Source organism: Methylobacterium brachiatum (assembly GCF_020523825.1).
GTDB classification, from domain to species: Bacteria; Pseudomonadota; Alphaproteobacteria; order Rhizobiales; family Beijerinckiaceae; genus Methylobacterium; species Methylobacterium brachiatum.
In genome coordinates this window covers 173885-184472 of the sequence record NZ_JAJALK010000011.1, presented here as the reverse complement: position 1 = coordinate 184472, position 10588 = coordinate 173885, and the positions used below count along the sequence as shown (strand labels likewise).

The 10588-nt window shown below is 71.4% G+C and carries 12 protein-coding genes; 9 read left to right on the top strand and 3 right to left on the bottom strand.

Annotated features, from left to right (window positions below; genetic code table 11):
• Positions 1 to 9 precede the first annotated feature (9 nt).
• Positions 10 to 915, bottom strand: a complete 906-nt coding sequence (locus LGR69_RS22520; RefSeq protein ID WP_230367394.1) for a DUF6925 family protein — start codon at positions 913 to 915, stop codon at positions 10 to 12.
• Positions 916 to 1127: 212 nt separating this feature from the next.
• On the opposite strand from LGR69_RS22520, the gene rfbC reads away from it, so the two are divergent.
• The 4 genes from rfbC (at position 1128) to rfbA (ending at position 4629) form a co-directional block, all read left to right on the top strand.
• Complete coding sequence (gene rfbC / locus LGR69_RS22515; protein WP_230367419.1) at positions 1128 to 1679, top strand: dTDP-4-dehydrorhamnose 3,5-epimerase; 552 nt, start codon at positions 1128 to 1130, stop codon at positions 1677 to 1679.
• A 108-nt stretch (positions 1680 to 1787) separates the two neighbouring features.
• On the top strand, positions 1788 to 2837 hold the full coding sequence (gene rfbB, locus LGR69_RS22510; protein WP_230367393.1) for a dTDP-glucose 4,6-dehydratase: 1050 nt from the start codon (positions 1788 to 1790) through the stop codon (positions 2835 to 2837).
• Positions 2837 to 3742 carry a dTDP-4-dehydrorhamnose reductase gene (gene rfbD / locus LGR69_RS22505; RefSeq protein ID WP_230367392.1) on the top strand — a complete coding sequence of 302 codons (906 nt, stop codon included), beginning with the start codon at positions 2837 to 2839 and terminating at the stop codon, positions 3740 to 3742. The genes rfbB and rfbD overlap by 1 nt, the downstream gene beginning before the upstream one ends.
• The gene (rfbA, locus tag LGR69_RS22500) at positions 3739 to 4629 is read left to right on the top strand and encodes a glucose-1-phosphate thymidylyltransferase RfbA (RefSeq protein ID WP_230367391.1); all 891 of its coding nucleotides are present in this window, start codon (positions 3739 to 3741) and stop codon (positions 4627 to 4629) included. The genes rfbD and rfbA overlap by 4 nt, the downstream gene beginning before the upstream one ends.
• Positions 4630 to 4862: 233 nt before the next feature.
• On the opposite strand, the gene LGR69_RS22495 is transcribed toward rfbA, so the two are convergent.
• The gene (locus LGR69_RS22495; RefSeq protein WP_230367390.1) at positions 4863 to 5129 is read right to left on the bottom strand and encodes a hypothetical protein; all 267 of its coding nucleotides are present in this window, start codon (positions 5127 to 5129) and stop codon (positions 4863 to 4865) included.
• Between the two features lie 160 nt (positions 5130 to 5289).
• On the opposite strand from LGR69_RS22495, the gene LGR69_RS22490 reads away from it, so the two are divergent.
• From LGR69_RS22490 to LGR69_RS22475, 4 genes are all read left to right on the top strand, one after another.
• Positions 5290 to 6387, top strand: coding sequence for an OpgC family protein (locus LGR69_RS22490; protein WP_230367389.1), 1098 nt, complete (start codon positions 5290 to 5292; stop codon positions 6385 to 6387).
• Positions 6348 to 7229, top strand: coding sequence for an SGNH/GDSL hydrolase family protein (locus LGR69_RS22485; RefSeq protein ID WP_230367388.1), 882 nt, complete (start codon positions 6348 to 6350; stop codon positions 7227 to 7229). Before LGR69_RS22490 ends, LGR69_RS22485 begins: the two co-directional genes overlap by 40 nt.
• A gap of 157 nt (positions 7230 to 7386) precedes the next feature.
• Positions 7387 to 8742 carry a lipopolysaccharide biosynthesis protein gene (locus LGR69_RS22480; RefSeq protein WP_230367387.1) on the top strand — a complete coding sequence of 452 codons (1356 nt, stop codon included), beginning with the start codon at positions 7387 to 7389 and terminating at the stop codon, positions 8740 to 8742.
• The gene (locus tag LGR69_RS22475; RefSeq protein WP_230367386.1) at positions 8739 to 9881 is read left to right on the top strand and encodes a GNAT family N-acetyltransferase; all 1143 of its coding nucleotides are present in this window, start codon (positions 8739 to 8741) and stop codon (positions 9879 to 9881) included. The genes LGR69_RS22480 and LGR69_RS22475 overlap by 4 nt, the downstream gene beginning before the upstream one ends.
• A 9-nt stretch (positions 9882 to 9890) precedes the next feature.
• Here LGR69_RS22475 and LGR69_RS22470 read toward each other — a convergent pair whose 3' ends face one another.
• Entirely contained in the window at positions 9891 to 10175 is a 285-nt protein-coding gene (locus LGR69_RS22470; protein WP_007562288.1) for a hypothetical protein, read from the bottom strand.
• 151 nt (positions 10176 to 10326) lie between these two features.
• On the opposite strand from LGR69_RS22470, the gene LGR69_RS22465 reads away from it, so the two are divergent.
• Positions 10327 to 10581: a hypothetical protein gene (locus LGR69_RS22465; RefSeq protein WP_230367385.1), complete on the top strand. Its 255-nt coding sequence runs from the start codon at positions 10327 to 10329 to the stop codon at positions 10579 to 10581.
• Positions 10582 to 10588 lie beyond the last annotated feature (7 nt).

Sequence of the window (10588 nt, the reverse complement as noted above, 5' to 3'; positions counted from 1 at the left end):
CGGTGGCGCTCAGCCACGCATCGCCAAAACCTGCGCCCGCGCCGCCCGGATCGCCGAGCGGGCGAAGCGACCGTTCACCAGCGTGGGATCGGGTTCATCGCCATCCAGCACAGTCCGTCGAAGCGCCGTGAGGGCCGGGTCGCCCCAGGCGTCGAGCAGGCGCCCGAAGGCGAGATGGCGGGCGGCATCGAAGCCGGCCCGGCGGTCGGCCGCGTCCTTGGCGGGATGCGCCGGATGGAGCGCTGCGCAAGGCACGAGGCCGGGTGGGATCGGCGCGGTCGCCGCATGGGTCCGACCGAGCCGCAGGAGTTTGGGCAGGATGTGGCTGTGCGGCCCGGGGGCGCTCGCGCCGCCGGCCGGCAGGATCGGCGTGTAGACCTCGATCCGGCCGAACCGGACCAGGAACACCCGGTGCGGGCTCGCCGCCACGAGCATCGGCCCGATCGGGTTGCCGGGCGCGAAGACCGGCCGGCCGGCGGCGGCCCGCAGGACATCGATCAAGCCGGGATCGGCCACGCGCAGGCAGGCATCGACCGCCCGAAGCCCGAGGCCGAGATCGAACAGGATCGCCCCGCGATCCTGCACCCGCGCGGCCGCCGCGTCGGGCCCGAGCTCCGTCAGCACCGCGCGCCGGCTCATGGTGCAATCCGCCTCGGGCAGGCACAGGGCGACCGCCTGGCTCCAGCCGCCGGTGAAACCGGTCTCGTAGGCGAACGGCACCAGGTCCGGTGACGCGGTGAGCGCGATCGCGCCCCGCGGGGTCGCAAGCCCGGTCCGGCCGTCCTCGCGGATCGCCACGGGCTCGGCCGGATCCCGCGCGAAGGCCGCCACCGCCCCGTAGGCGCCGAGGCTCCAGGCACAGGCCGGGTCGGCGATGTGGTCGCGCAGCAGGGACTCGACCGATCCGCCCGTCATCGGCACCCGATAACGCAAGACCAGCCCTGGCGAAAACCGCGCGGGCGAACATCCCCGCAGGCAACACGCCTTGACACGGCCGGCGAATGACCGGAAGTCGCGGGTCGATCATCGAGGTTGTTCTCGGCGCGGCGGGCGCGATGCCCGGGACGACCGAGGCGGAGATGTCCGCGGGGCTGGCCGACGGCATCCGCGGGGAGGGACGCGCTGGCATGGACGTGATCGAGACCGAGATTCCGGACGTCAAGCGCATCAAGCCCAAGCGCTTCGGCGACAGCCGCGGCTGGTTCTCGGAGACGTTCCGGGTCGACGCGATGGAAAAGGCCGGGATCACCACGCCGTTCGTGCAGGACAACCAGTCCTTCTCGGCCCCGCAGGGCACGATCCGCGGGCTGCACTTCCAGATCGCCCCGCAGGCGCAGGCCAAGCTGATCCGGGTGCTCCAGGGCGCGATCCTCGACGTGGCGGTGGACATTCGCAGCGCCTCGCCGACCTTCGGCAAGTTCGTCGCCGTGACGCTGGACGCCGAGAACGGCGAGCAGCTCTACATCCCGCACGGCTTCGCCCACGGCTTCTGTACCCTGACCCCCGACGTCATGGTCGCCTACAAGGTCGACGCCTATTACAGCCCCGAGCACGACCGGGCGCTGGCCTGGGACGATCCCGAGATCGGGATCCCGTGGCCGGTCTCCGGTGCCGCCGCGATCCTGTCCGACAAGGACCGCCGCGCGCCGAAGCTCGCCGACCTCGGCCAGGTGTTCTGAACGGCGTTTCCGGCCGCCCCACGGCCGGGCCGTATTTTCGTCACGCCGGGCGGTCTTTAGCTGCCGGCAGCTCATTTTCATCCGCGATCGATCCGAAGGGGACCCGCCATGCGCATTCTCGTGACCGGAGGCTGCGGCTTCATCGGCTCGGCGCTGGTGCTGCATCTCGTCAACGATCTCGGCCACGAGGTCTGCACCCTCGACGCGATGACCTATGCGGCCAACCCGATCTCCCTGGCGTCGCTGGCCGACAACCCGCGCCACCGCCTTGTCGAGGCCGATATCTGCGACCGCGCCGCCGTGCAGGCCGCCATCGCCGACTTCAAGCCGCAGGCGGTGATGCACCTGGCCGCCGAGAGCCATGTCGACCGCTCGATCACCGATCCGGGCGCCTTCGTGCGCACCAACGTCATCGGCACCCAGACCATGCTGGACGGGGCCCGGGGTTATTACGAGGCCCTGCCGGAGGCGGAGAAGACGACCTTCCGGTTCCTGCACGTCTCCACCGACGAGGTCTACGGCTCGCTGCCCCCGGATGCGTTCTTCACCGAGGACAGCCGCTACGACCCGCGCTCGCCCTACTCGGCCTCGAAGGCGGCTTCCGACCACCTGGCGCGCGCCTGGCACGAGACCTACGGGCTGCCGGTGCTGGTGACCAATTGCTCGAACAATTACGGGCCGCGGCACTTCCCGGAGAAGCTGATCCCGCTAATGATCCTCAACGCCCTCGAGGGCAAGAAGCTGCCGGTCTACGGCGACGGGCTGAACGAGCGCGACTGGATCCATGTCGAGGACCACGCCAAGGGCCTGGTCGCCGTGCTGGAGCGCGGCCGCATCGGCAACACCTACCTGCTCGGCGGCCGGGCGGTGCGCAACAACCTCGCGGTGGTAAAGGCGCTCTGCGCGGCCTTCGACCGGCTGCGGCCCGAGAACGGCCCGCACGAGCAGCTGATCAGCTTCGTCACCGACCGGCCGGGCCACGACCGGCGCTACGCCATCGACTGCACCAAGGCCGAGACCGAGCTCGGCTGGCGGCCGCAGAAGACCTTCGAGCAGGCCCTGGAGGAGACCGTGGCCTGGTATCTCGACAACGAGAGCTGGTGGCGCCCAATCCGCGAGGGCCGCTACACGGGCGAGCGCCTGGGGCTGACCCGCTGATGGACATCCTGGTCCTCGGCGGCGCCGGCCAGGTCGGCACCGAGCTGCAGGCCCTGGCCTGGCCGGCCGGCGTGTCGGTGCACGCGCCGACCCGGTCGGAGCTCGACATCACCGATGCGGGCGCCGTCGCCCGGACCCTGGAGGCGCGCGCCTACCGGGCGGTGATCAACACCGCCGCCTACACCGCCGTCGATAAGGCCGAGTCCGACGTGGTCGAGGCCTGGCGCCTCAACGCGCTCGCCCCGGCGATCCTGGCGGCCGCAACGGCCGCCAAGGCGATCCCGCTCGTGCACGTCTCGACCGACTACGTCTTCGCCGGCACCAAGCCGGACGGCGCCTACGCGCCGGACGCGCCGATCGACCCGCAGAGCGTCTACGGCGCCAGCAAGGCCGCGGGCGAGCTCGCCGTGCGCAGTGCCAACCCGCGCCACGCGATCGTGCGCACCGCCTGGGTGGTGAGCCCGCACCGGGGCAACTTCGTCAAGACGATGCTGCGGCTCGCCGGCGAGCGCGACGCCCTGACGGTGGTGAACGACCAGCACGGCTGCCCGACCTCCGCCGCCGACCTCGCCGCCGCCCTGGCGACGATCGCCCGGCGCCTGGCCGAGGATCCGGACGCGCCCACCGGGACGTTCCATTATGTGAATGCCGGCGCCACAACCTGGCACGGCTTCGCCGAGGCGATCGTGGCGGGATCCGCCAAACGCGGCGGCCGGTCGATCCCGGTCACCGGCATCCCGACCTCCGCCTACCCGACCCCGGCCCGGCGGCCGGCCAATTCGCGCCTGTCCACCGACAGCCTGACGGCGGCCTACGGCATGACGCCCCGGCCCTGGCAGGCGGCGCTCGACGACATCCTGGACCGGCTCGTGGGGCCGGTTCGAGAGGGAGCTTCTAAGCCATGAAGGGCATCGTTCTGGCCGGCGGATCCGGCACGCGCCTGCATCCGGCCACGCTGTCGATCAACAAGCAGCTGCTGCCGGTCTACGACAAGCCGATGATCTACTACCCGATCTCGGTGCTGATGCTCGCCGGCATCCGCGAGATCCTGATCATCTCCTCGCCGGAGCACCTCGACAATTACAAGCGCCTGTTCGGCACCGGCGAGCAGTTCGGCCTGAACTTCACCTACGCGGTGCAGCCGCGGCCGGAGGGCCTCGCCCAGGCCTTCGTGATCGGGCGCGACTTCGTCGGCACCGACGACGTGGCGCTGATCCTCGGCGACAACCTGTTCTTCGGCGCCGGCATGCGCGAGCTGTTGAACCAGGCGCGCGCCCGCAAGGCCGGCGCGACGGTGTTCGCCTACCACGTCGACAACCCGCAGGCCTACGGCGTGGTCAATCTCGACAAGACCGGGCGCCCGACCAAAATCGTCGAGAAGCCGCAGAAGCCGGAATCGACCTGGGCGGTGACCGGGCTGTACTTCTACGACAACCAAGTGCTCGACATCGCCGCCGCGGTGAAGCCCTCGGCCCGGGGCGAGCTGGAGATCACCAGCGTCAACGAGGCCTATCTCGAGCGCGGCCAGCTCTACGTCGAGCGGATGTCGCGCGGCTATGCCTGGCTCGACACCGGGACCCATGACAGCCTGCTGGAGGCGAGCGAGTTCGTCCGCACCCTGCAGAACCGCCAGGGTCTCCAGGTGGCCTGCCTGGAGGAGATCGCCTTCCTGCAGAACTTCATCACCCGCGACCAGCTCATCGCCCGCGGCGAGATGTTCGCCAAGACCAATTACGGCCAGAACCTGCTCCGCCTCGCCCGCGAGAGCGAGGACGAGCTCGCGCTGCGGTAGGCTGTACTCCTGACGGGGTCATTGCGATCGAACGGCGTGTTCGCTCGACGGACCTCCAAATCTCCCCTCATCCCAAGGAGCGGCGCAGCCGCCTCGAAGGAGCCCTCCAGGGATCGCGCGGCGGGCTGGAGGCCTCCTTCGAGGCCTCCGCTGCGCTCCGGCACCTCAGGATGAGGTGACGGGTGGGAAATTGTTGCAGCGGACCGTCGCGGAGGGCGCGAGACCGCAAAACCCTATTTCGGGCTGCAGCCGATGCAGATGCCCTGAGAGATCTTGTCGTCCTGGATCTGCTGCTGGGTGCGGTCGCGCCGATCGTTCGGGGTGGCGGCGCCGGCGCCGGAGGCGGGCGGCATCGTGCGGCCGACGGGAGAGGTGTGCGGCGCCGTCACCGTCGATGTCGGTCCGCCGCCGGTTCCGGTCTGGGACTGCGCCGTGGCGGCCGTCGCGGCCAGCATCGGCAGCAGGGCCGAGAGGCCGAGGATCGTCATGGTGCGGGTCATCTGTCCGGATCTCCTTGCCCGGACCTAACGCGAGCGTGACCACCCGGTTCGCGCCCCCGGGCGAACTCCCCGTTTGTTCGCCTTTGCAGACCGGGCCCGGCGCCGTATCAGGGGCGCGCATCCCCCGATCCAGTGTCGAAACCCCGGAGCCGCCGCGACGATGCGGGACCCCAACGCGATCGACTTCTGGCGCGGCTTCGCCCTCGTGACGATTTTCGTCAACCACATCCCGGGCAACACCTTCGAGCGCTACACCTTCTCGCAATACGGCATCTCGGATGCCGCCGAGCTGTTCGTGTTCCTGGCGGGCTGGTCGATCGGCATCGCCACGCGCCGGCGCGACGGGACCCCGGAGCCGGCCGGCCAGAGCGTGGTCCGGCTGCTCGCCCGCACCGTCGAGGTCTACCGGGCGCAGCTCACCGTGATGCTGCTGGCGCTGGCGCTCATCGCCGGGTCGGCGCTGCTGCTCGACAACCCGCTGATCCTCGAATGGCACAATGCCGGCGGCTTCTTCGCGGACCCGATCCAGTCGGTCTGCGGCATGGCGCTGATGACCTACCAGCTCGGGTTCTTCAACATCCTGCCGCTCTACGTGGTGCTGATCGGCATCGCCCCGATCTTCGTGCTGGTCGGCCGTGTCAGCCTGATCGCGGCCCTGGCGCTGTCGGGGGCGATCTATCTCGCCAGCCTCGTCTTCGAGTGGAACGTCCCGTCCTGGCCCGGGGAGGGGGATTGGTTCTTCGATCCGTTCTGCTGGCAGGTTCTGCTGGTGCTGGGCTTCGTGCTCCAGGGCTGGAACCTGCGCTCCGATACCCTGCGCCGCTGGTCGCGACGCCTGATTCCGGCCGGCGTGGTCATCGTCATCCTGGGCATCGCGCTCGCCGTGACGGGACTCCGGCCGGATCCGCTGATGGTGCCCGAGCCGCGGTTGCTGTTCACGTTCGAGAAGACCTACCTGACACCGGCGCGGCTTCTTCATTTCCTGGGGGTATTGCTCGCCTTCGCGCCGCTCTACGCATTTCTGGCTCCCCGAATCGGGGGGGTCGGGCGCTATCTGAGTCAGCTGGGCCGGAACTCCCTGGCGGTCTTCTCCATGGGCTCGATCCTGAGCCTGATCGGGCAGCTCGTGCGTTTCCAGACCGGCGGCGGCGTGCTGGTCGATATGCTGGTCGCCGGAAGCGGCCTGGTCGGTCTGGGGTTCACCGCATGGTTCGTCGAATGGCGCAGCCGCACCAAGTCGTCCCGGGCCCGGTCGTGAGGCGTGCGCGCGTCCCCGTGCCCCGCTGGGCGCTGGCCGCGCTGATCCTGGGGGCATCGGTGCCGGGGGCGGCTGCGGAGCAACCGGCCGACACGGGCGCCGGTGACCAGCCCGGCCTGTCGCAGGAATGCCGGGTCCCGGGCGCTCAGCTCTACACCATGGCCAAGCTGGGCGCGGTCCGGACCGCGCTCGGCGAGAACCGTCCGCTCAGGATCCTGGCGATCGGCGGCAGCGCCGCGCCGGGCGCCTCGGCCTCTTACCCGGCCAAGCTCGAAGCCGCCCTGGAACGGGCGCTGCCGAAGACCGACGTATCGATCGACCATCGCGGCCTGCCGGGGGAGATCGCCTCCGGGGCGGCCGAGCGCCTGCGCACCATGGTGGCGGAGGCCGAGCCCGATCTCGTGGTCTGGCAGGTCGGCACCCACGATGCCATCGCCCGGGTCGATGCCGACGCCTTCGCGAGCGCGCTCAGCGAGGCCGTGGCCTGGATCCGCTCGCACGGGATCGACGTGGTTCTGGTCGACCCGATCTACACCGCCAGCATGGCCGCCGACGTCGATTACAACCGGATCGTCGAGGCGGTCCGCACCGTGGCGGCCCAGCAGCAGGTGCCGCTGGTGCGCCGCTACGAGGCCCTGCATTACCTGTCGAGCCGCAGCGACAAGAGCGAAGGCCACATGCTCGGCCGCCAGTTCCGGCTCAACGATCTCGGCCTGCGCTGCATGGCCGAGCACGTGGCGCTGACCATCGCCACCTCGCTGATGCGCACCGACCCGGCTCCGGACCCGAAGGCCGCCCCGGGCGCGCCGCCTTTAACCGAGCCGCAACGCGCCCCGGGCTAGACCCGGAAACCCGCGATCGCTCACCCACGATCACTGGACTATCGCCCCGGATATTGGATCTCGGACGATGCTCCAGCGGGTTTGACGGGACATCGTCTGTTTCCGATCCGGCGGCCGCCTTTCGGGATGATGCTCCGAGCCCGGCGCGGAGCGCGTAGTGTCAGCCACGGCCGTCCCAGCCCCCACCAAGCTCGCCGCCGCCGGCCGGCGCCTCCACGCTTTGCGGAGCGGCCCGGCACGGGCGGCGCTGACCGTCTTCGCCATCCGGGTCGGGGCGGCCGGCTTCGCCTATGCGGCCCAGGTGCTCGCCGCCCGGCTGATGGGCTGGGACGCCTACGGGGTGTTCGCTGCCGTCTGGGTCTGGACCGCCATGCTCGGCCACACCCTGACGCTCGGCCTGTCGCAGGGCGCCTGCCGCTTCGTGCCGACCGACCAGGCACGGGGCGATCTCGACCTCGCCCGCGGCTATATCCGGGCCGGTGCCCTGGTCACCGGTGGGGCGGCGCTCAGCGTGGCCGGTCTCGGCGCCGCCCTGTTGTGGCTGGAGCCCGGCCTGTTCGCACCGGCCTACCGGGCGCCGATCGCGGTCGCGCTCTGCGTGATGCCGCTTTTTGCCCTGCAGGATTATCTCGAAGGCGTGGCGCGCAGCCAGAACTGGGTCGGGCTCGCCATCGCGCCGCCCTACCTGCTGCGCCAGAGCCTGATGATGGCCTGCATGGTCGGGGCCGTGCTGCTCGGGGCGCCACCCCGGGCCGAGGTCGCGATGGCCTGCATGCTGGTCGCCGCCGCCATCGCCACCGCGCTGCAGGCCGGCCTGCTCGTGGCGCGGCTGCGGGCGGATCTGCCCGCCGGGCCGCAGCGCTACCGGTGGCGGACCTGGCTCGGCACCAGCCTGCCGATCGCCGGGATCGATCTCGCCAATGCCGGCTTCACCTTCGTCGACGTGATCGTGCTCGGCGCCCTGGTGAGCCCGGCCGAGCTCGGCCTGTATTTCGCCGCGACCCGGATCCAGCAATTCGTGGTGTTCGTGCATTTCGCCGCCAGCGCGGCGACGCTCCAGCACTACAGCGCCGCCCATGCCCGGGCCGACCGTCCCCTGCTCGCCGACCTGGTGCGCCGCCAGGGCCGGCTGACCGCGGGCGCCACGGCCCTGGTCGGCAGCGCGATCGTGGGCTTGAGCCCCCTGCTGCTGGCGATGTTCGGCCCCGGCCTCGGGTCCAGCGTGCCGATCCTGGCCGTGCTGGTCGCCGGCAGCGTCGCGGCGAGTTTGTTCGGACCGGGCGAGGACCTCCTGACCATGCTGGGCGGCGAGCGCCTCTGCGCCGGCATCACCGCCTTCATGCTGATCGTAGCTTGCGCCCTATGCCTGATGCTGATGCCGCTCTTCGGCACCTTGGGGGCCGCCTTGGCGGTGGCGCTGGCGACGATCGTGCGCGCTGGCCTGCTCGCCCGCGCCGCCGGCCGCCTGCACGGGCTGCCGACCCCGATCTGGTCCGCGGGAGCGATCCGGTGAACGCCGTGGCGCAATCCAAGCGGACGACATCCGGCCTGTCGGTCTCGATCGGCCACGCGCCCGAGCCGGCGGCGTGGGACGCGCTGTACGCGTCGAGCGCCGCCCCGCACCCGCACTACACGCACCACGCGGTCGCAGCTCATCGGGAAGCCGGGCTGCTGCCCGGGGCGCTCGGCTTCGTCACGGTCCACCGCGGCGGCGATCCGGTCGCGCTCCTGCCCTTCACGCTGCGGCGCGATCTCGCCGGCCTCGGCGGCCGGGTGGCGCAGCCGTTCCTGTCACCCTTGGTGACCGCCACAGCGCCCCTGGTGATCGACGGACCCGACCGCGCGGCGGCGATCCAGGCCCTGGTCGCCGGGCTGGAACAGGCGTCCGGCGGACGGGCCTGGCGCTGGCCGCTCCTGCCGACGGAAGACGGGGCGGTGCCCGAGATGCTCGCGGCGATGCGGGCGCGTGGCTGGGCCATCGGCATCGTGACGGCGTTCGAGCGCCCTTTGATGGTGCGACGCGCCGATCACGATGCGTTCCTGGCCGGGCACCCGAACCGGTCCCGGTTCAAGGATCTGCGTCGGCGCACCCGCCGCCTCTCCGAGGCCGGCACCGTGGCCCATGTCGGCGCCGCGGGCGGCCCGGAACTGGCACGGTGTGTGGCGGATTTCCTGGCCCTCGAGCGGAAGGGCTGGAAGGGTCAGGCCGGCACCGCCATGGCCTGCCGGCCGGACACGGCGGCACTCGCCCGGGCTCTCTTCGCCGAACGGCCCGGCCCCGTCGGCGTCCGGGCGGATGCCCTCACGCTCGACGGCCGGCCGATCGCGATCAGCCTGGCCCTGGTCGGTGGGGGCAGAGCGACGCTCCTGAAGACCGCCTACGACGAGGACCTGCGCAGCCACGCCCCCGGCCTGCTCTTGGAGGCGGAGATCGTGCGCGCCTGCCACGAGACCGGCTTTGCGGACACGCTCGATTCGGCGACGCTCGACGGCTCGGCCCTGGAGAGCCTCTACCGCGAGCGAACCCGTATCGCCGAGATCATCGCCTTGCCGCCGGGGGATCGCACCCTGTCCCTGGAGCGACGCCTGCGGCTCGCTCGGTTCGAGCACGCGGCGCGCGCCGCGGCCAAGCGGGCTCTGCGGCGGCGCTGAATCCGACGCCTACCGGTTGCGGTACGGCCCCTCGCCCTGGACCTGGTCGTAGACGCCGTGTCCGGTCCGGGCCCGATAGGCGCGGCCGGCGATCTGGCCGGGGGTGGGCGGCGTGCCGGGCTGGGCGAAGCTCGTCTCCGGACGATAGGCCGGGCCCCAGCCGATCTCCTCGTCGCCGGCCGGGTCCTTGCCGGGAAAGCCGGTGGCGTAGCCGACGCTCTGCGCCAGAGCCGGGGCCGCGGCCAGCCCGAGCAGGGCCGCGAGGGTGAAGCGGAGCGTGGTCCTGGAGCGCATCGATCGTCTCTTTCCATGGTGATCCGCCGGGCGGATCCTCTGAAGGGGAAACGCCGGTGCGCGACGCGCGTTCTCGGGGGCGCATCCGTGTCGCGGGGGGATCTCAAACCGCCGGCCCGGACGATTCCTCGCCGCGGGGGCCCGGGTCGCCATGGAGGATTGGAAGTCCGGGTTGCGGGCCGAATTGCGGGCGATCGAGATCGCCACCGCCGATGCGGCGGCGTCGGTACTGCCGGATTTGCTGCGACGCCTGCGCCATCATCAGGCCGGGCTCGGCGGCCCTGCTCTCCTGACGCTTTACCGGCGCTGGCGGATCCGGCGTCTCTCCCGGGCGGTGGCGGATGCGCGCTGGCAGGTGGAGCAGGGTCGGCTGGCGCGTCTGGGCGGTCTCGATCCGCGCCGGTGAATGGGCG

What these genes read in the sequence shown, in the direction of transcription:
- LGR69_RS22490 (WP_230367389.1), top strand. Translation starts at nt 5,290, where the DNA reads ATGCGGGACCCCAACGCGATCGACTTCTGGCGCGGCTTCGCCCTCGTG.
- rfbD (WP_230367392.1), top strand. Translation starts at nt 2,837, where the DNA reads ATGGACATCCTGGTCCTCGGCGGCGCCGGCCAGGTCGGCACCGAGCTG.
- LGR69_RS22470 (WP_007562288.1), bottom strand. Translation starts at nt 10,175, where the DNA reads ATGCGCTCCAGGACCACGCTCCGCTTCACCCTCGCGGCCCTGCTCGGG.
- LGR69_RS22485 (WP_230367388.1), top strand. Translation starts at nt 6,348, where the DNA reads ATGGCGCAGCCGCACCAAGTCGTCCCGGGCCCGGTCGTGAGGCGTGCG.
- rfbC (WP_230367419.1), top strand. Translation starts at nt 1,128, where the DNA reads ATGGACGTGATCGAGACCGAGATTCCGGACGTCAAGCGCATCAAGCCC.
- rfbB (WP_230367393.1), top strand. Translation starts at nt 1,788, where the DNA reads ATGCGCATTCTCGTGACCGGAGGCTGCGGCTTCATCGGCTCGGCGCTG.
- LGR69_RS22495 (WP_230367390.1), bottom strand. Translation starts at nt 5,129, where the DNA reads ATGACCCGCACCATGACGATCCTCGGCCTCTCGGCCCTGCTGCCGATG.
- LGR69_RS22465 (WP_230367385.1), top strand. Translation starts at nt 10,327, where the DNA reads ATGGAGGATTGGAAGTCCGGGTTGCGGGCCGAATTGCGGGCGATCGAG.
- LGR69_RS22520 (WP_230367394.1), bottom strand. Translation starts at nt 915, where the DNA reads ATGACGGGCGGATCGGTCGAGTCCCTGCTGCGCGACCACATCGCCGAC.
- rfbA (WP_230367391.1), top strand. Translation starts at nt 3,739, where the DNA reads ATGAAGGGCATCGTTCTGGCCGGCGGATCCGGCACGCGCCTGCATCCG.